Annotated in this window: 21 protein-coding genes; 4 read left to right on the plus strand and 17 right to left on the minus strand. The window is 66.3% G+C overall.

Going from position 1 to position 18,592, the window contains the following annotated elements; all coding sequences use genetic code 11:
- Position 1 precedes the first annotated feature (1 nt).
- The 4 genes from miaB to JYA52_RS05620 form a co-directional block, all read right to left on the minus strand.
- On the minus strand, positions 2 to 1,546 hold the full coding sequence (miaB, locus tag JYA52_RS05605; protein ID WP_205652214.1) for a tRNA (N6-isopentenyl adenosine(37)-C2)-methylthiotransferase MiaB: 1,545 nt from the start codon (positions 1,544 to 1,546) through the stop codon (positions 2 to 4).
- An 88-nt stretch (positions 1,547 to 1,634) separates the two neighbouring features.
- On the minus strand, positions 1,635 to 2,111 hold the full coding sequence (locus JYA52_RS05610; RefSeq protein WP_205652246.1) for a regulatory protein RecX: 477 nt from the start codon (positions 2,109 to 2,111) through the stop codon (positions 1,635 to 1,637).
- Between the two features lie 103 nt (positions 2,112 to 2,214).
- Positions 2,215 to 3,267, minus strand: coding sequence for a recombinase RecA (recA, locus tag JYA52_RS05615; RefSeq protein WP_205652215.1), 1,053 nt, complete (start codon positions 3,265 to 3,267; stop codon positions 2,215 to 2,217).
- 202 nt (positions 3,268 to 3,469) lie between these two features.
- Positions 3,470 to 3,694, minus strand: a complete 225-nt coding sequence (locus JYA52_RS05620) for a DUF3046 domain-containing protein (protein ID WP_205652216.1) — start codon at positions 3,692 to 3,694, stop codon at positions 3,470 to 3,472.
- 42 nt (positions 3,695 to 3,736) lie between these two features.
- On the opposite strand from JYA52_RS05620, the gene JYA52_RS05625 reads away from it, so the two are divergent.
- Positions 3,737 to 4,246 (plus strand): MarR family winged helix-turn-helix transcriptional regulator, encoded by a 510-nt coding sequence (locus JYA52_RS05625; RefSeq protein ID WP_205652217.1) that lies wholly within the window; start codon positions 3,737 to 3,739, stop codon positions 4,244 to 4,246.
- A gap of 107 nt (positions 4,247 to 4,353) precedes the next feature.
- Here JYA52_RS05625 and JYA52_RS05630 read toward each other — a convergent pair whose 3' ends face one another.
- From JYA52_RS05630 to JYA52_RS05665, 8 genes are all read right to left on the minus strand, one after another.
- The gene (locus JYA52_RS05630; RefSeq protein ID WP_205652218.1) at positions 4,354 to 4,806 is read right to left on the minus strand and encodes a helix-turn-helix domain-containing protein; all 453 of its coding nucleotides are present in this window, start codon (positions 4,804 to 4,806) and stop codon (positions 4,354 to 4,356) included.
- A 138-nt stretch (positions 4,807 to 4,944) separates the two neighbouring features.
- On the minus strand, positions 4,945 to 5,439 hold the full coding sequence (locus tag JYA52_RS05635; RefSeq protein WP_205652219.1) for a CinA family protein: 495 nt from the start codon (positions 5,437 to 5,439) through the stop codon (positions 4,945 to 4,947).
- Positions 5,436 to 6,101 carry a CDP-diacylglycerol--glycerol-3-phosphate 3-phosphatidyltransferase gene (pgsA, locus tag JYA52_RS05640; RefSeq protein ID WP_205652220.1) on the minus strand — a complete coding sequence of 222 codons (666 nt, stop codon included), beginning with the start codon at positions 6,099 to 6,101 and terminating at the stop codon, positions 5,436 to 5,438. Before pgsA ends, JYA52_RS05635 begins: the two co-directional genes overlap by 4 nt.
- Positions 6,102 to 6,110: 9 nt before the next feature.
- Positions 6,111 to 9,041 (minus strand): FtsK/SpoIIIE family DNA translocase, encoded by a 2,931-nt coding sequence (locus JYA52_RS05645; protein WP_205652221.1) that lies wholly within the window; start codon positions 9,039 to 9,041, stop codon positions 6,111 to 6,113.
- A 91-nt stretch (positions 9,042 to 9,132) separates the two neighbouring features.
- Entirely contained in the window at positions 9,133 to 10,824 is a 1,692-nt protein-coding gene (locus JYA52_RS05650; RefSeq protein ID WP_205652222.1) for a ribonuclease J, read from the minus strand.
- 42 nt (positions 10,825 to 10,866) lie between these two features.
- Positions 10,867 to 11,775, minus strand: coding sequence for a 4-hydroxy-tetrahydrodipicolinate synthase (gene dapA / locus JYA52_RS05655; protein ID WP_205652223.1), 909 nt, complete (start codon positions 11,773 to 11,775; stop codon positions 10,867 to 10,869).
- A gap of 97 nt (positions 11,776 to 11,872) precedes the next feature.
- The gene (locus JYA52_RS05660; protein ID WP_205652224.1) at positions 11,873 to 12,631 is read right to left on the minus strand and encodes a carbon-nitrogen hydrolase family protein; all 759 of its coding nucleotides are present in this window, start codon (positions 12,629 to 12,631) and stop codon (positions 11,873 to 11,875) included.
- A gap of 9 nt (positions 12,632 to 12,640) precedes the next feature.
- Positions 12,641 to 12,985 carry a hypothetical protein gene (locus JYA52_RS05665; RefSeq protein WP_240459985.1) on the minus strand — a complete coding sequence of 115 codons (345 nt, stop codon included), beginning with the start codon at positions 12,983 to 12,985 and terminating at the stop codon, positions 12,641 to 12,643.
- 69 nt (positions 12,986 to 13,054) lie between these two features.
- On the opposite strand from JYA52_RS05665, the gene JYA52_RS05670 reads away from it, so the two are divergent.
- Positions 13,055 to 14,290 (plus strand): heparan-alpha-glucosaminide N-acetyltransferase domain-containing protein, encoded by a 1,236-nt coding sequence (locus tag JYA52_RS05670; RefSeq protein ID WP_205652225.1) that lies wholly within the window; start codon positions 13,055 to 13,057, stop codon positions 14,288 to 14,290.
- Between the two features lie 16 nt (positions 14,291 to 14,306).
- On the opposite strand, the gene JYA52_RS05675 is transcribed toward JYA52_RS05670, so the two are convergent.
- Positions 14,307 to 14,795 (minus strand): hypothetical protein, encoded by a 489-nt coding sequence (locus JYA52_RS05675; protein WP_205652226.1) that lies wholly within the window; start codon positions 14,793 to 14,795, stop codon positions 14,307 to 14,309.
- A 5-nt stretch (positions 14,796 to 14,800) separates the two neighbouring features.
- Complete coding sequence (dapB, locus tag JYA52_RS05680) at positions 14,801 to 15,559, minus strand: 4-hydroxy-tetrahydrodipicolinate reductase (RefSeq protein ID WP_205652227.1); 759 nt, start codon at positions 15,557 to 15,559, stop codon at positions 14,801 to 14,803.
- Positions 15,560 to 15,709: 150 nt separating this feature from the next.
- Here dapB and JYA52_RS05685 point away from each other — a divergent pair, with 150 nt between their 5' ends.
- Positions 15,710 to 16,012, plus strand: a complete 303-nt coding sequence (locus JYA52_RS05685) for a hypothetical protein (RefSeq protein WP_205652228.1) — start codon at positions 15,710 to 15,712, stop codon at positions 16,010 to 16,012.
- 9 nt (positions 16,013 to 16,021) lie between these two features.
- Positions 16,022 to 16,156 carry a hypothetical protein gene (locus JYA52_RS22775; RefSeq protein WP_276208539.1) on the plus strand — a complete coding sequence of 45 codons (135 nt, stop codon included), beginning with the start codon at positions 16,022 to 16,024 and terminating at the stop codon, positions 16,154 to 16,156.
- A gap of 579 nt (positions 16,157 to 16,735) precedes the next feature.
- Here JYA52_RS22775 and JYA52_RS05690 read toward each other — a convergent pair.
- The 3 genes from JYA52_RS05690 to JYA52_RS05700 all read right to left on the minus strand — a co-directional run bounded on the left by JYA52_RS05690 (position 16,736) and on the right by JYA52_RS05700 (position 18,592).
- Positions 16,736 to 17,494 carry a MerR family transcriptional regulator gene (locus JYA52_RS05690; protein ID WP_205652229.1) on the minus strand — a complete coding sequence of 253 codons (759 nt, stop codon included), beginning with the start codon at positions 17,492 to 17,494 and terminating at the stop codon, positions 16,736 to 16,738.
- Between the two features lie 98 nt (positions 17,495 to 17,592).
- Positions 17,593 to 18,093 (minus strand): molybdenum cofactor biosynthesis protein MoaE, encoded by a 501-nt coding sequence (locus JYA52_RS05695; protein ID WP_240459986.1) that lies wholly within the window; start codon positions 18,091 to 18,093, stop codon positions 17,593 to 17,595.
- Positions 18,083 to 18,592, minus strand: a complete 510-nt coding sequence (locus JYA52_RS05700) for a MogA/MoaB family molybdenum cofactor biosynthesis protein (protein WP_205652230.1) — start codon at positions 18,590 to 18,592, stop codon at positions 18,083 to 18,085. Before JYA52_RS05700 ends, JYA52_RS05695 begins: the two co-directional genes overlap by 11 nt.

The raw sequence follows: 18,592 nt of genomic DNA on the forward strand, positions 1-18,592 counted from the left end.
GCTAGCGGCTGCGCACGGGAAGTGACGGCATGCCGAGCGAAACGCCGGCTTTGCCGCCCGCGGCCGCCGGTGCGGGAGCCCCGCACGAGTCTGCCTGCGACCTGTCCCACGCATCACCGGCACGTGAACGCCGCAGAGAGTAGTCAGCGGCCGTTGCGGGGTCGGCGACCAGATGGAAGGCCGCGGCCTCGGTGATGGTAACGGTGACGAGGTCGCCAGGCCGGGGTGCCGGGGCGCCGTCCGGGACGGAGAAGTGCACGAGCCGCTGGTCCTGGGACCGGCCGGACAAGCGGTGGGTCTCCCCTGCCTTGCGTCCTGACTGCGCAGTCACCATGACCTCGACGCGGCGTCCCATCTGTTTTGCGTTCTCTTCTGCGGCGATGCGGTCCTGCAGGGCGGTGAGCCGTTCAAAGCGTTCCTGGACGACGGCTTTGGGGAGCTGGCCGGGAAGCTCCGCTGCAGGTGTGCCGGGGCGTTTGGAGTACTGGAACGTGAAGGCTGTGGCGAAGCGGGACTTTTCGACAACGTCCAGCGTTGCCTGGAAATCCTCCTCGGTCTCCCCCGGGAAGCCGACGATGATGTCCGTTGAGATCGCGGCGTGCGGGATCTTGTCACGGACCTTGTCCAGGATGCCGAGGAACTTGGCGGAGCGGTAGGAGCGCTTCATCTCCCTGAGGACCTTGTCCGAGCCTGACTGGAGAGGCATGTGCAGCTGGGGCATGACGTTGGGCGTTTCGGCCATGGCGTCAATGACGTCATCCGTAAACGCGGCCGGGTGGGGGCTGGTGAAGCGGACGCGTTCGAGGCCGGGAATTTCACCGCAGGCGCGGAGCAGCTTGGAGAATGCCTGGCGGTCACCGAACTCCACTCCGTAGGAGTTCACGTTCTGGCCCAGGAGGGTCACTTCGATGGCGCCGTCATCCACGAGCGCCTGAACTTCCGCCAGGATGTCCCCCGGCCTGCGGTCCTTCTCCTTGCCGCGGAGTGCGGGCACGATGCAGAACGTGCACGTGTTGTTGCAACCCACGGAGATGGACACCCAGCCTGAATACACGGAGTCCCGCTTGGTGGGCAGCGTGGAGGGGAAAACGTCGAGGGATTCAAGGATCTCGAGTTGGGCTTCGCTGTTGTGGCGGGCCCGGTCCAGGAGTGCCGGAAGGGCGCCCACGTTGTGCGTGCCGAAGACCGCGTCCACCCACGGCGCCTTCTTCAGGATGGTTTCGCGGTCTTTCTGCGCCAGGCACCCGCCGACGGCGATCTGCATTCCCGGGTTGGCTTCCTTGACCGGCGCCAGCATGCCGAGGTTGCCGTAGAGCTTGTTGTCCGCGTTCTCCCTGACGGCACACGTGTTGAAGACGACGACGTCGGCCTGGGCGCCCTCCGCGGGAACGTAGCCCGCCGCCTCGAGCATCCCGGCCATCCGTTCGGAATCGTGGACGTTCATCTGGCAGCCGAAGGTACGCACCTGGTAGGTGCGGGGTGCGCCGGCGGCGTCGGCTGCTGCAGGGACGGCGCCGGATGCGGGGGAAGGGTAGGTCAGACTCACCCGTTAAGCGTACCGGCTGTGGCCAACTGGAGGTGCTGCCCGTCCTGACAGCCAGCCTCGGCCCAGAAGCTACGCCCGGCGCCGGAGACTATGCCCGGCCCCCGGACGCGGCGTCAAGCACCTCGCCAACGATCCGGAAGGCCTGCGAGGGCTGGTACCCCTTGCGTGCGAGCATGGAGGCCAGACGCCGGGTGGTCTTGTCCCGCTCGGCACGGTCGGACAGGTCTGCGCCCGGGCGGAGCTTGCGTTCCACCAGGTGCCTGGCCGCGGCTTCCTCGTCTTCGTCGCTGAGCTGTTCCAGGGCCGACGCGGCCGTCTCCGGATCAATCCCCTTGTCAGCGAGTTCGCGGCGGAGCGCGCCCTTGGCCAGCTTCCGGGTCTGAGAACGGCTGCGCACCCACATGTCCGCGAATTCAGCGTCGTCGACGAGCCTGACCTCTTCAAAACGGTCCAGGACCGCGGCGGCGACATCCTCGGGCACATTGCGTTCGGCCAGCTTCCGTTCCAGCTGGAGCCTGCTCTTGGGCGCGCTGGTCAGCTGTCGCAGCACAATCGCCCGCGCCACTGACGCGGGGTCGGCGTCCCTGTCTTCCGCGGCTGCGGGCGGCAGCGCTGGGGCAGACGGCCGGCCCGCCTCAGCGCCGGGCACCCGGCCGCGCCGCCTGCTGCTAGAAACCGTCAACGGCCTTCAGCTTCGGTGACGCCTCGGCATCGGCGGCGGGCTTCACTCCGACGCCGAGCTTTTCCTTGATGAGCCGCTCGAGTTCCGCCGCCAGTTCCGGGTTGTCGCGGAGGAAGCGCCGGGAATTCTCCATGCCCTGGCCGAGCTGGTCGCCGTCGTAGGTGAACCAGGAACCGGACTTCTTGATGATGCCGTGCTCCACGCCCATGTCGATGATGCCGCCCTCGCGGGAGATGCCCTGGCCGTAAATGATGTCGAATTCGGCGATCTTGAAGGGCGGGGCCATCTTGTTCTTGACGATTTTGGCCTTGGTGCGGTTGCCGACGGAATCGGCACCTTCCTTCAGGGTCTGGATGCGCCGGACGTCGATGCGGATGGACGCGTAGAACTTCAGGGCCTTGCCGCCGGTGGTGGTCTCGGGTGAGCCGAAGAACACACCGATCTTTTCGCGGAGCTGGTTGATGAAGATGGCCGTGGTCTTGGTCTGGCTGAGCCGCCCGGTGATCTTCCGCAGGGCCTGGCTCATGAGGCGGGCCTGCAGGCCGACGTGGCTGTCGCCCATGTCGCCCTCGATTTCCGCCCGCGGCACGAGTGCCGCCACGGAGTCGATGACGATGACGTCAAGGGAGCCGGAACCGATCAGCATGTCCATGATCTCCAGCGCCTGCTCACCGGTATCCGGCTGGGAGACCAGCAGGGCGTCCGTGTCTACGCCGAGCTTGGCGGCGTACTCGGGATCCAGGGCATGCTCGGCGTCGATGAACGCCGCGATGCCGCCCTGCCGCTGGGCGTTGGCGACGGCATGCAGCGCAACGGTGGTCTTACCGGACGATTCCGGACCGTAGATTTCAACAACGCGGCCGCGCGGCAGTCCGCCAATTCCCAGGGCAACATCCAAGGCGATCGATCCCGTGGGGATGACCTCGATGGGGGCGCGGACTTCATCGCCCAGCCGCATGACCGAGCCTTTGCCGAACTGCTTGTCAATCTGGGCAAGCGCTGCTTCAAGCGCCTTTGCACGATCCGGGGCTGCCGCCATGGTTCACACCTCTAATGCTTTCTCGCTGTGGAATGGCCTGTGCGGCCCTGTTCTCTGTCATCACTGACGCTAGCGCCGCCCTGTGACAATATTGCCGGGCGGGACCGCGTATGTGGATAACCCGCTGAAAAAAGCATAGTCCCGTCCGAACAAATATTCGAACAATCGGTCGGCGTGTCAGGACTCTGCCCGCGGGTAGGAATTAGCTGGGACTCGGCTTGATGTCCCGGCCGAGCCGCCGTTCGGCGGGAACGTCCTGGACGTCGCACATGGCGAGCCAGACGTCTCGGGGGTTGATGCCGGAGGCCAGTGCCTCGTCGGCTGTCCGGCCTCCCACGCCCGCGAGGCTCAGTGAGCTGCTGAGCACGCGGGAGTAGCCTGCACCGAATTCGTCGTCCATGAGCCGCCAAAAATCACTAATCCGCACGCCATAGAGTCTCTCATGGCCGCGGACTCTAGAATGGTTGCCATGAGCAACCCCGTTGACGTCCCGGGAGTGTCCGCACCCTCGGAGGACACACTTGATGCCGCGCTGAAGTCAGTGGAGCATCAGATCAGTATTTTTTGGCGGCGCGCCCGCTCCATCTCCCAGCAGCTCTCACGCGAGGTGCACCCGGACATGGAGCCTGCTGCCTACGGGCTGCTCACGATGATCCGCAAGACGGGACCCATCCGGCTGACCGAACTGGCGTCCTGCATCGGCGTGGGCAAGCCCTCTGTGAGCCGGCAGATCGCGTTCCTCGAGAGCATCGGCCTCGTGCTCAAGGAAGCCGATCCGCTGGACGGGCGCGCCCAGACAATCCGCCTCACGCCCAAGGGTGAAGAGAAGATGCACCAGGTGCAGGACGCAAGGCGGCAGGTCTTCCGGGAACGGCTGGGGGAATGGCCGGTGGAGGACCTGGAGGCCTTGGCCACCTACATGGCCAAGCTCAACGCCACGTACGAACGTGACGGGTTCCCCAAAGACGGGGAGCTCTAGGGACGGCATCCAGGCAACGACGGTATCTTCGAAAATGACGATGGCCCCCGGCTTCTGCCGGGGGCCATCGTCTCAAATCTTTCCTGTACCGGCCTGAATCGAGGCCGCTACCGGGCGCCGGACAGCAGGCCCTTGGCCAGCTCGTTGTTCAGTTCGGTGCTGAGGTCGCGCTCAAGGTCACGGCCATAGCGCTGGGCAAACTCCTGCGGCACCGTGTCCGGTACAGCAACGCCTTCGGCCATGGCCACACGGTCGCTGACCTCACGGAGCATGCTGGACAGCGGAACATCCAGGGCTGAACAGATCGAAGACAGCAGCTCCGAAGAGGCTTCCTTCTGGCCGCGCTCCACTTCACTCAGGTAGCCCAGGGAAACTCGGGCGCTGTGCGACACTTCGCGGAGGGTACGCCCTTGACGCTGGCGGACATCGCGCAGGACATCACCGATTTCGTGACGAAGTACTACCATCTTGCGCTCCTTCTGTTCGCTCTTGGCCTGATCGGCGAGGCCCACATCCTTCCAGCGGACAACGCCGTTTACGGATACGGGCTGCTTTACCATCTGTATCGCCTTGCTCCCTCATGTGTCCGGCTCGCCGTAAAGCGAACCGCTGTTGGTCTTTTCATCCTAGGCGCCTCCCTCTTGGAGAAGCGACACAATGTAACAACTATTCGGTAATGGTTTTTGTTCCCGGCAACCTTACTCCCGGTAGCTTAGCGATGCCAGAGCCTCCTGGAGCCGCGCCAGTGCCGCCTCACAGGCCAGCGCCCGTATCTCCGCCCGGGTCCCTTCAAAACTGTAGGGATACGATGTGGCGCCCTGCGCTGTGGCGATGCCGATGAAGACAGTTCCCACCGGTTTGCCGTCGTGCCCGTTCGGACCGGCCACGCCGGTGGTGGACACTCCCAGGTCCGCCCCGCAGGCGTTCCGAGCGCCCTCCGCCATGGCGGCGGCCACGTCACCGTCGACGGAGCCGACGGCGTCGAGCAGTTCCTGCGGAACGCGCAGTATGTCCCGCTTGACGGAATTGCTGTAGGAAACGACACCGCCCCGGAGGATGGCCGACGCTCCTGCGGTGTCCGCCAGCATTGCCGTGACCATGCCGGCTGTCAGTGATTCGGCCGTGGCCACGGTGACGCCCCGCGCGATGGCTGCCGCGACTGTCTCGCCGGCGATCCGGTGAAGGTTGCTCATGCCTTTCCTTCCTGTGTGTCCGGGTTCTGGTTCTGCCGTTCCTCGGCCCTGTGCCGCAGCCCCTGGGCACGGACCTTAAGGGCTTCAAGGACGTACTCAACGCCGGTCCAGACCGTGATGAGCACGGCCACCAGCATTACTGCCAGGGCCACCCACACCAGCCAGGGTGCAAGGGGGGACAGCGGAAGCAGGTAGAGGAAGATCGCGACCGTCTGCACGACGGTCTTGAGCTTTCCGCCGCGGGAGGCGGGAATCACTCCGTAGCGGATGACGAAGAACCGCAGCGCCGTGATGCCCCACTCACGGACGAGAATGACCGCCGTAATCCACCAGGGCAGTTCGTTCAGCACGGAAAGCATGACCAGGGCAGAACCGATCAGCAGCTTGTCGGCAATCGGATCGGCGATCTTTCCGAAATCGGTGACCAGCCCGCGGCTCCGGGCGATGTCGCCGTCGAGCTTGTCGGTGTAAATCGCGACGGCAAAGGCTGCCACGGCGGCCCAGCGCCATGGTCCGGATTCGCTGTGCAGGCCGGGAGCATCCGCGATGAGGAACCACACGAAGAACGGCACCAGCACAATGCGGAGCATCGTCAGGATATTCGGCAGATTCCAGATTCCGGAGCTGTTGGAGCCGGCCGCGGTCGCTTCGGTGCTAGTCACCTTCCTAGGCTACCGTCCGGTGAGGGACCAGGCGTCTTCGGATCCGTCCTCATCGTCGCCGGAACTGCCGTCGGCGCCGTCGTAATACTCAACATTCTGGGTGCGGTTGTCCAGGTCGGCGGCGACGAGGTCCTCCGCGTAGCCGCCCTGCGCGATGTTGGCGTTGGCGTTGTCGCTCAGTGCCGCGGTCTGCGAGTCGGGGGCCGCCGGAGCCTCCTGGCCCTTCATGGCAGCCAGCACTGCGGCGAGGTCGTCCGGCTTGACCAGCACGTCGCGGGCCTTGGACCCTTCCGAGGGCCCCACCACGCCCCTGGACTCGAGCAGGTCCATCAGGCGGCCGGCCTTGGCGAACCCGACGCGGAGCTTGCGCTGCAGCATCGAGGTGGAGCCGAACTGCGTGGTGACCACCAGTTCCGTGGCCTGCAGCAGGACTTCGAGGTCATCGCCGATGTCGTCGTCGATCTGCTTTTTCTGCGCCTCGGGAGCAACGTCGTCCCGGTAGTCGGCCTTGAGCTGGCCCTTGACGTGTTCCACCACCTTGTGGATTTCCGACTCCGTCACCCATGCGCCCTGCACGCGCATGGCCTTGGAGGCCCCCATGGGCAGGAAGAGGGCGTCACCCTGGCCGATCAGTTTCTCGGCGCCGGGCTGGTCGAGGACCACGCGGGAGTCGGTGACGGAGGAGGTCGCGAAGGCCATGCGCGAGGGCACGTTGGCCTTGATCAGGCCGGTGACGACGTCGACGGACGGCCGCTGCGTGGCGAGCACCAGGTGGATGCCGGCGGCACGCGCGAGCTGGGTGATGCGGACAATGGAATCCTCGACGTCGCGCGGGGCCACCATCATGAGGTCGGCAAGTTCGTCCACGATCACCAGAAGGTACGGGTAGGGCCGGATGACGCGTTTGGAGTCCACGGGCGGATGGACTTTGCCGGCACGGACGGCCTTGTTGAAGTCATCGATGTGCTTGAAACCGTAGTTCGCCAGGTCGTCGTAGCGGGCGTCCATCTCGCGGACCACCCACTGCAGGGCCTCGGCCGCCTTCTTGGGGTTGGTGATGATGGGCGTAATGAGGTGCGGCACGCCCTCGTAGGCCGTCAGTTCCACGCGTTTCGGGTCCACCATGACCATCCGGACCTCGTCCGGGGTGGCGCGCATGAGGATGGAGGTGATCATCGAGTTCACGAACGATGACTTACCGGCGCCGGTGGCGCCGGCCACGAGGAGGTGGGGCATCTTGGCCAGGTTCGCGACGACGTATCCGCCTTCGACGTCCTTGCCGACGCCCATGACCATCGGGTGGTCCGTGCGGCGGGCGTTCTGGCTGCGGAGGACATCGCCCAGCGACACAGTCTCGCGGTCGGTGTTCGGGATCTCGATGCCGATGGCCGACTTGCCGGGTATGGGGCTCAGGATGCGCACGTCGGAACTGGCGACGGCGTAGGAGATGTTCTTCGACAGGGCCGTGACCCGCTCCACCTTCGTGCCCGGCGCCAGTTCAATTTCGTATCGTGTGACTGTCGGGCCGCGGCTGAAGCCGGTCACGCTGGCGTCCACGTTGAACTGCGTCATCGTATCCGTCAGGGCCGCGACGACGGCGTCGTTGGCTTCCGTCCGCTCCTTGGGGATGGATCCGGGGGTCAGCATGTCCGACGACGGCAGGGTGTAGGTGACGTCCCCGGCCAGCGAGAGCTGCTCGGTGCGCTGCGGGATGGGCGTTGGCGGCGGCGCGGGCGCCACCGGCTTGGAGGGCACGTGCGCGGCAGCAGCCGCACCCGCCGGGTTGAGCGAACCGGCGGCCACCATGCCCGGGGTGACGAGCGGGATGGCCTCCGTGGCGTTGTCCCCGTCTGCATCCCCGCCCTTGGAGCCGAGCCCCTGGGCGGCCTTGATCTTCTCGACGGCGATCTCGGCCTGGGTGGGGCGGCGGACACCGGGCGCCACCGCAGGGGCGCCCTGGCCGGACGGGCCGCTGTTACCGGCGCTGTTGCCGGATTGTGCCGCTGCGGCGTCGTCATCAATGACCGCATGTTCGAAGGCCTCGTCACCGACGTAGCCCTCCAGGCGCCCGTCGCCTTCCGGGTCCTTGCCGAAGAGCCGTTTGCGCTTCTTTTTCGGTGCAGCGGCAGCGGCATTTTCGTAAAGGTAGCTGCGGTCGTGGACATCGCCGTCGTCGTCCTGGAGGTCGATGCCCATCAGGTGCTCGTAGGCTGCCCGCAGGCGCCGCGGAATGGCGCTGAAAGGCGTCGCCGTAACGATGAGCAGCGAGACAAAGGCCAGCAGCCCATAGAGGGCCACCGGCACGGCGGAGTGGATGGCAGCAAGCGGCGACGCCGCCAGGAAGCCCAGCATGCCGCCGGCCTGGCGCAGGCCGTCGAACCCCTGGGCAACGGTCGGCTGGCCGCCGATGACGTGGGCAAGCCCGCAACCTGCGAAGGTCATGATCAGGAAGCCGATCCCCACGCGGTTGTTGCCCCGGCCGTCGTCCGGCCGGCGGAACAGCCGTACAGCGCAGACGAACAGCATGAGCGGCAGCACCAGCGACATCCAGCCGAAGGTTCCGTTGACCACGGCGTAGACGGTATCCGGGAACCAGCCCCGCAGGCCCCACCACGCAAAGGTGGCGATGAAGACGGCAAGCGCAAGGTTGAACAGCGCTGCCCCGTCACGGCGTTCTTCCGGGGCCAGGTCGCTGACGTCGTGGCCGATCCGCCGCACTCCCCCGCCGACCAGGTGGCCAATCCCGAGCCAGGCACCGCCGATCACCCTCAGCAGCCACGGCTGCCGGGGTTCGACGGCGGCCAGCTGGCGCGTCCGCGCGGTTCCTCCGGACGCCCCGCCCCGGGCGGATTTGGACGCCGCGGAGCCGCCGCGGCCCCCTGACGTGCCTGATTTAGCGCTGGGAGTACGTTTTGGCGCGGGGGAAGTACGTGTGGCCATATGTGCCACGGTACTCCAATCCGGGCCGGATTCCGCGGATTTCCGGGCGTCCGGGGACTGTGTTCGCCTGCCCCCGGAGCCCGTGGCGGGCTTAGGCCTCGAGAACCACCGGGATAATCATCGGGCGGCGCCGCAGTTTGCGGTTGACCCAGGTTCCAACGATCCGGCGGACCACCTGCTGCAGCTGGTGGGTGGTGTGGTCCGCATTGCTCAGCACGGCCTCTTCCAGCGCGGTGTTGATCTTGGGGATGATGTCGTCGAAGACCGAGTCGTCCTCCGCGACGCCCCGGGCGTGGATCTCGGGTCCGGAGACCACCTTGCCGGTGGCCCGGTTGATGACCGTGATGATGGAGATGAAGCCTTCGTCGCCGAGGACCCGGCGGTCCTTGAGGTCGGCGTCGGTGATTTCGCCGACGCTGGATCCGTCCACGTAGACGAAGCCGACCTCGATCTGGCCCACGACGTCGGCACGGTGGTCCTTGAGGTCGATGACCGTGCCGTTGTCGGCGAGAAGGATGCTCGCAGCGGGCACGCCGGATTCCTCGGCGATCTTGCCGTTGGCGATCAGGTGGCGGGTCTCGCCGTGCACGGGCATGGCGTTGAGCGGTTCCAGGATGTTGTAGCAGTACAGCAGCTCACCGGCCGCGGCGTGGCCCGACACGTGGACCTTGGCGTTGCCCTTGTGGATGACGTCGGCACCGAGCTTCAGCAAGCCGTTGATGATGCGGAACACCGCGTTCTCGTTGCCGGGAATGAGGCTCGAGGCGAGGATGACGGTGTCGCCGTGGCCCACCACCACGCGGTGGTCGCCGTTGGCCATGCGGGACAGCGCGGCCATGGGCTCGCCCTGCGAGCCGGTGGACATCAGCACCACCTTGTTGTCCGGCAGGCCGTCGATGTTCTTCAGGTCCACCACAATGCCCTCCGGCACGTCCAGGTACCCGAGCTTTGCGGCGATCGCCATGTTCCGGACCATGGAACGCCCGACGAACGCCACATTGCGGCCATGCTTGGCCGCGGCGTCCAGGACCTGCTGCACACGGTGGACATGGGAGGAGAACGACGCCACGATGATCCGTTTGGTCGCCTGGCCGAAGAGCCTGTCCAGCGTGGGACCGATTTCCTTTTCCGCCGTGGTGAAGCCGGGGACGTCGGCATTGGTGGAGTCTGACATGAACAGGTCCACGCCTTCTTCACCAAGCTTGGCGAAGTGCCGGAGGTCGGTGATCCGCCCGTCCAGCGGGAGCTGGTCCATCTTGAAGTCACCCGTGTGCAGCACAGTGCCGCCGGCGGTGCGGAGGAAGACGGCCAGCGCATCGGGAATCGAGTGGTTGACTGCAACGAACTCACACTGGAACGGGCCGAACTGCTCCACCTGTCCCTCGGTCACCGTCAGGGTGTAGGGCCGGATGCGGTGTTCCTGCAGCTTGGCTTCGACAAGGGCGAGCGTCAGCTGCGAACCGACCAGCGGGATGTCGCTGCGGAGCCGCAGGAGGTACGGCACAGCGCCGATGTGGTCTTCGTGGCCATGGGTCAGCACCACAGCCACGATGTCATCCAGACGGTTCTCGATGTAGGAGAAATCGGGCAGGATCAGGTCGACGCCGGGCTGGGTCTCCTCCGGGAAGAGGACACCGCAGTCAACGATCAGCAGTTTGCCGTCGATTTCGAAGACTGCCATGTTTCGGCCGATCTCGCCCAGGCCGCCGAGAGGGACGATCCGAAGGGTGCCTTCGGCAAGGCGGGGAGGCGTGACAAGGCCGGGTAGGGCAACTTGGGTCATAATGCACTTCTTTCCAGGCGGAAGAGTGCCGGTCTTAGTCCGTCAGGAATAGACCAGCCCTCCTTCCGCCAAATCCTCGCGGATGGTTTCGATCTCGGCTTCGTCCGGCTCCACGAGGGGCAAACGGACAATCGAGTTGGGCAGGACTCCCTGCCATTTAAGAATTTGTTTGGCGGCAACGGCGCCCTGAACGCGGGTCATGGTGGCACGCACGACGGGCTCAAGCTCGAAATTGATCTTCCGGGCGGTGCCCAGGTCGTTCGCATTGACGGCGTCGATGAGCTCCCGGAAGCGGCGGGTTGCAACGTGTGTTGTGACACCCACCAGGCCGACGGCGCCCAACGCCATCCACGGCAGGGTCAGTCCGTCGTCACCGGAGTAGAACAGGAGGTCGGTCTCGGCCATGACGCGGGTGGCTGCAGCGAAATCGGCCTTGGCGTCCTTGACGGCGACGATATTCGGGTGCTGCGCCAGACGGATCATGGTCTCGGGCGCGATTGGGATGGAGGAGCGGCCGGGGATGTCGTAAAGCATGACGGGCACATCCGTTGCCGACGCGATGGCCTCGAAATGCGCGCGGACGCCCGCCTGGCTGGGCTTGTTGTAGTACGGCGTGACAAGCAGGAGGCCGTCGACTCCGAGGGCAGCCGCCTGCTGCGAAAGGTGCACAGAGTGTGCGGTGTCATTGGTTCCCGTGCCGGCGATGATGGCGGCCCGTCCTCCGACGGCGTCCTTGACGGCGCGGAACATGCCCAGGTTTTCCTCGTCAGTGAGGGTGGAGGTTTCCCCTGTGGTTCCGGTGACCACCAGGCCGTCGCAGCCGTTGTCCACGAGCTTGACGGCCAATTCCGCCGCCTGCTGGTAGTCCACTTCGCCGTCCTTGGTGAAGGGCGTGACCATCGCGGTCAGGAGGGTACCAAGAGCAGGAATGTTCGCGGAAGTGTCAGCCATGGGAAAAACGTTACCCTGTCACCGGCTGGTTAGGACAATGGCGGGCGCGTGATGATGGTCAAACTCGGGCAAGGCGTCAAACAGGAAGCGAGGACCGTCACATTGCCGGGTGCCGGTACCGCTCCAGGGCACCCCAGTGAAGCACGGCCGTGAGCACTTCCGTTCCCGTGCCCGAGGCGTGCTGCATGGCCAGCCCGTCCGGCCCCCAGAAACCGCTCAGCCCGCAGGACGGCCCGAGGGGCGTCAGGCCGCCAAGGTTGGCCAGGAGCGTGTACATGCGGTTGTCCATGGCGCGCGCCCCCAGATGCAGGCCCAGCCGGGGCCCCTCACCCTGCGTGTAAAGTGCCGAGACGGCATACACGTCCGCCCCGGCTGCGGCCGCGGTGCCGGAGTGCACGGGATGCGCCGCGTCAAAGCAGATGGCCAGGGCGATCTTCCAGCCGTCCACGTCGAGAACCGCCGGCCCCGGACCGGCCGTAAACAGCGCTTCCTCAGCGCCGTGAAGGTGCGCCTTGAAACCCGCTTCCTCCGACCCGTCGGGGTGGACAGCCAGGGACGCCAGCCGGGGCGTGCCGTCAGATTCCCGCAGGGCGGCCCCCACGACGGCGGTTACGCCCGTGCGCCGGCAGATCTCCCGCACCGCGGCGAGCCGGGCATCGCCCGGCACAAGCCACTGGTCCGCACTCCGAAGCAGCGGCAGGTTGTAGCCGGTCAGGGACAGTTCCGGGAAGATCACGAGGCGGGCACCGTGGGAATCCGCATCCTCGATGAGACGGACGTGCTCCGGCACGTTGGCCGACACACCGCCCTCGAGGGGCTGGTATTGGATGGCAGATACGGTCAGCGCTCCGGTCACGCCTCCATCCTAGGCAGGATCCTTTCCCGCGCAGTAGCGGCCGACAGCAGCCTCCCGTAACGACTCCGCCCAGGCGGCCAGGCGCTGGGCGGCGCGGACGTAATGGAACAGCTCCGTGGGCGTCAGGGCTTCGAGATCGGTCTCCGACAGCCGCCGAGCCAGCTCCGCCCCGGGCGGCTGGGCGGAGAGCGGAATTCCCTCGCAGCCCCACTGCACGTCCTCGGCCGGCTTCCCCGCCACAAGCTGCCTGAAAAGGTAGTCCACCACTCCCGGACTCATCGCCCGCAGAGGACCGTCGGCGCTGCTTGGCGACTGCGTGCGTGGTTCCGGCTGATACCCCGATGAGTTGAACATGCCGCAATAGTATTCGAACATATATTCGAATACAAGCCTCCGTCAGGCTGGATGTGAGACGATCACATCATGACCTCGCGGAGTACGGCTGCATCGTCCAAAACCTCGAAAGGCCCTGCAGCCGGCACCCGACTTGCAGGCATTGACGCCGCCCGCGGCCTTGCCCTGCTTGGCATGATGGCCACCCACTTGCTCCCCACCTTCGAGTCGGACGCCAACCTGACCCCCACCTGGATCGGGCTGACATTTTCAGGCCGCGCCGCCGCCCTCTTCGCCGTCCTGGCAGGAATTGGACTTGCGCTGTCCACCGGCAAGCAGCGTCCTTTGGAAGGCAGCGCCCTCACGGCGGCCCGGCGTGGCATAGCCCTGCGCGCGCTGGTGATTGCCGTCGTCGGCCTGGCCCTTGGCGGCCTGGAGGTCAACGTCGCGGTGATCCTCGTGCACTACGCCGTGCTCTTCCTGTGCATCCTGCCGTTCATCGGGCTGCGGCTGAAGGCCCTCTGCGCCTGGGCCGCCGGCTGGATTGTGGGCTCCCCTGTGCTCGCCTTCCTGCTTCGGCCGTGGCTGATGGCCGCGGATCCGCCCCTGCAGCTGAACCACAACCCGGGGTGGGAGGACCTGTCCACGCCCGGGCAATTGCTTGGCGACCTGTTTCTGACGGGCTACTACCCCGTGTTTCAGTGGATCTCTTATCTGCTGGTGGGACTCATCATCGGCAGGCTGTCACTCTCAGCGGCCGGCCTTCCCCTGCTGCTCCTGACTGCCGGTGGCGCCGTGGCCGCGTTCGCCAAGGTTCTGGGCACAGCCGCCATGGAATCCTGGGGCGGCCGGGCCGCTTTGCAGGAAATACTCTCGGATCCCAACTATCCGCTGGACAGCATCCTGCAGGTTAACCTGGCCGGCGTCCGGCAGGAAGGGTCGTGGTGGTGGCTGGCTGCCAGTGCACCGCATTCAGGGACCACCCTGGACCTGCTGCACACCAGCGGCGTGGCCGTGGCCGTCGTCGGGCTGTGTCTCTTGGTTGGCAGGCTCGGGGAATGGCTGGACCTGGACCTGTTGCTGCCCCTTCGCGGGGCCGGCGCGATGACCCTGACCCTGTACACAGTGCACGTGTGGGTGGTGGCCTCGTTCCATCTCCAGCCCCTGCCGGCCGGCTGGACCGAGGACGGGATGTATTTCGCCCATGCCGCACTGGCCGTGCTGATCGGAATGGCATTCCTGCTCCTGAAGAAGCGGGGGCCGCTCGAATGGCTTGGCCACGCCGCGAACCAGGTGGGGCGGCACGAACCGGACAGGGTCCGCTAGCTAGCTGTACAGCTAGCTAGCGGGCGAGGGCGCCCTTGGAGGCTTGGAAGAGCCGCACCGCGTCACGCATGGCTGCACGGGCGCGCTTGCGGTCTCCGGCGGCGTCGTAGGCGCAGCTGAGGCGGAACCAGGAACGCCAGTCATCGGGGGCGGCTTCGGTCTCGGCCCGGTACTTCTCGAATTCCTGGTCCGCAGCGGCGCGGACGATCCTTCCCGCCGGCGTGCGCGGAAGGTTGTCAACCGGGAGGCCGCCTTCGGCCTCGAGCACCTTTGCCATCTGTTCGGTGCGGGCGCCGAACAGCAGTTCACGGATCAGGGCCCAGGCGCCGATAACGGGAAGTACCAGGTACGCCGCCCCGATGGCTTTGGCCACCGGTTCGGGGTCCGTCAGCAGGAGGACGGACCGCTGGAAGGACACGACGAGGTAGAAGACCAGCAGAAGCGTCACCGCGCCCACCCAGATTTTGGTGCGGTTCTTCTTCAGCCAGCCAAAAGCGCGTTCCACGTTTTCTACAGCCCCAAATCCAGGTAGCCATCCAGGCCCACGGTGAGTCCGGGGTGCTGCGCAACGTTCCGCACGCCCAAGAGGACCCCGGGCATGAACGAGGCGCGGTCGAACGAATCGTGCCGGAAGGTCAGCTGCTCCCCCGGGCCTCCGAGCAGAACCTCCTGGTGCGCCACCAGGCCGCGGAGCCTAACGCTGTGCACGCGGATTCCGTCCACCTCGCAGCCACGGGCGCCCGCGAGCTCACTGGTGGTGGCGTCCGGGCTGGGTTCGACGCCCGCCGAAGCGCGCTCTGCGGCGATCAGCTGGGCCGTGCGGACAGCCGTGCCGGAGGGCGCGTCAACCTTGTCGGGGTGGTGGAGTTCAATGACTTCCACGGACTCGAAATATTTGGAGGCCTTGGCCGCAAAAGCCGACGCCAGGACAGAGCCCAGGGCGAAGTTCGGTGCAATCAGGACGCCCACGCCCTCGTGGCCCGTGAGCAGCGATTCAAGCCGTTCCAGCCTGCCGGCGTCCCAGCCGGTGGTGCCGACAACGGCATGCATGCCGTTCTCGACGGCGAAGCGCACGTTGGCCTCTGTGCTCTCCGGCACGGTGAGGTCCACCACGAACCTGGCACCTGCGTCCGTCAGCGAGGTCAGGGAATCACCGCGCCCGAGGGCAGCGACGAGCTTCATATCGGGAGCGGATTCCACGGCCTTGACGGCTTCGGCGCCCATGCGCCCGTTCGCGCCCAGCACGGCGACAGGAAGTTGTTCGATCATGGCTTCAACCCTACCTTTCGCCCGGCGGCCGGGCGGAACCCGTATGAGAAGACTCTCAGACGAGTCTCATTCATGCTTCACGTTCGGGTCCCATGATGGAAGCACCAAGGGGGCATGGATCGAGACTTCAACGAGCCGAAGGAGGCCTCAATGCGCATGGGGATTCGCGAGCTGCACCAAACCCCAGCTCCGCAGGAAACAGTTCCACAGGAATGGGAAACAGCCGCGCCGGGGCAGCTTGCTTACGTCCAGCTTGGCAATCCGGAACTCCGCCGGCAGATCGTGGACATCATCCTCGACGTCCTCTCCGATGAGGAGCCCGCGCGCCCCGAGGTCCGTGCCCGCCTGCTGCAGCACCTGGCCGAAAATCCGGGCCACCCCGAACGGGCGCTGTTGGATCACCTTCGTGATCCGGACATCCGGGGGGCCGCAACAGGCTCAGGGACCTTCTAACTCCAGGATATGCAGGAGCAGGGCCTGCTCGGGGTTCCCGGGGTTGTCCATCAGCTGCCGCAGAAGCCGTCGGCGGACATCCGGGGACGTCGTCGTTCCGGAAATGATGTCAGCGATGACATCCAGGACCTGTCCCCTAAGTGACGGGCCCCCGCGCCCTGCAACCCCAGGCCTGAGCTCCTCTGCCGGTGACCCGGGGAATCCCAATCCCCCGGGGCTCGCCCCCGGCACTCGACGTTCGGTCTGCAGCCCCTGGAACAGGGTCTCCATATGAGGGTCGCCCGGTTCCATCGGCCCACTCCTTCCTGCAATCGGCCAGTAAGCCCCTTCACCCACTGACCTGAGACCTGCCCGGGAAACGTCCGGGCCCGCAGGGAACAGCCGGCCCCGCCCACTTCAGCGGCTGGCCTCCTGTTACCGGCGACCGCCATCGTGTCGCGGCTCTGCTACAAAAAGCCGGACCCGGAACCCCCTGTCCGGAGCCCCCTGCCCCCCACCTATGGGAGCCGCCCCGGCAGAAGGCCAGGGGCAGACCCCGCGTCAGGGCCGCACATCACGGCTTTTCCCAAGTCCCTGCAGCGAAGGTGGGAGGGTCCTGAAGTTGAAGGTAGCCGCGAACCGTCTTCTGCAGGACTGCCGGGCCCGGACGCACTCCCCCGTGGAGGCACCGGGCCCGGCCTCTGCGCGCCGGCCGGGCGCCCGGCCTCGGGCCCGGCCTCCGGCCTACAGGTGCTTCTCTGCGTAGATGCGAAGCGCGTCGCGGACGAAGCCGGCTCCCGACTCACCGCCATAGTTAGCGGCGAATCGCGGGTCGGCAACGTACATCTCACCAAGGCCCGTCACGTAGCCCTTCGTGTCGCCTTCGGGCGCCGATGCCGGTGTGCCGGGTATGGCAGTGAGCCACTCAACATGGCGCCTGGCCAGCTCCTGCGCCTCGGCACTGTCCGCTGAGACACCTGATTCGGCGGCGCGGATCCAGTCGCGGCCGAGTTTTTCGGCGCCCTGCTTCCACGCCTTCTTCTCCTCCGCGCCCATTCCACGCCACCAGGAATCCCCGGCCGCGTAGGCGTCCTTGCCCCACCGTTCTTCGACCTCGTCCTTGTACTGTGTGTGGTCGAATCCATCGAACATATTTTCAGCCACGAGTTCCCCGTCTCCTTTCAGTGATGCCAGGGTCTGCCGGACAGAGGCCGCCTGCCGGGCCAGGCGCGCCTGCTCCTGCCGAAGCCACTCAAGATGCCCGCTGAGAGCCCTCACGGCATCCGTCTCATGCCGGAGCACTTCGGATACCGTGGGAAGGCCAAGTCCCAGCTGGCGCAGCAGCAGAATGCGCTGCAGCTGCACGAGGGCAGCGGCGTCGTAGTACCGGTAGCCGTTGTGGCCGGTACGGGTCGGCTTGAGCAGCCCGATGTCGTCGTAGTGGCGCAGCGTCCGGCTGGTGGTGCCGGCGATCTTCGCTATTTCCTGGATCGACCAGTCCATCAGTCCTCCCCTGCTCCGCAGGCTTGTCCCTGTAGGGCCGGCCGTTCCGGCCCGATAACGAGACTCTAGAGGTTGACGTTACGTAAAGGTCAAGGGCGTCAGCCTCCGGCCCCGACCCATTCCACGCTGCCGTCTGTGAAGAACTGTTCCTTCCAGATGGGGACCTGGTCCTTGATGCGGTCAACGAGTTCCGAGCAGACGGCGAACGCCTGCCCTCGGTGTGCCGCCGCGACGGCGCAGACCAGGGCCGGATCCCCGATTTCGAGGGAACCCACCCGGTGCGCGGCCCAGATGCGGACAGGAGTACCGGTCTCGCCGGAGTGCTCGGCCACCAGCTGCGCCACGACGTCGGCGAGAACCTGGTGCGCCGTGGGGTGGGCGCTGTAGCTCAGCCGTTCAACGGGCTTGCCGCCGTCGTGGTTCCGCACAACCCCGCTGAAACTGACCACCGCGCCGGCAGTATCCGACTCCACGGCGGCAATGGCCTCGTCAACGGAGATGGGCTCCGCGCTCAGGACGGCGTGCACCACTTCGAATAGTTGCCCGGTGGCTGTATGCCCGGTAGCTGCATGTCCCGTAGCTGACTGTTCAGTGCCCATGTCCGCCCTCCAGCTGGTCACAGAGATGCCCTATCACCGGATCCAGGACGGACAGTCCGTCCATGACGCCCTTCGGTGATCCGGGCAGATTGACGATGAAGGTTGAGCCGGCGGCCCCGGCATGCCCGCGGCTGAGCATCGCCAGCGGGGTCTTGGCGATGCCCGCCTGCCGGATCCCTTCCATGATGCCGGGAATCTCCCGGTCAAGCAGGGGCAAGGTCATCTCCGGCGTCCGGTCATCGGGGCTGAGCCCCGTGCCGCCGCTGGTGATCACGACGGCGGGACGCTGGGTGAGCAGCGCCCGGATCGCGGCGCCCACGGGCTCGCCGTCGGGAACCACCATGGCCGGGAACGCATCGAAGCCGTGCTCGGTGAGCCAGTCCATGATGACGGGCCCGGTCTCGTCCTGATACAAGCCGGCGGCGGCGCGTGTCGAGGCAATGACGACTCCGGCCTTCCTCCCCTGGACTTCGCCGTGGACGTGCGGTGCTCCTGCCAT

This window comes from Arthrobacter pascens, from assembly GCF_017052465.1.
Lineage (GTDB): Bacteria > Actinomycetota > Actinomycetes > Actinomycetales > Micrococcaceae > Arthrobacter > Arthrobacter pascens.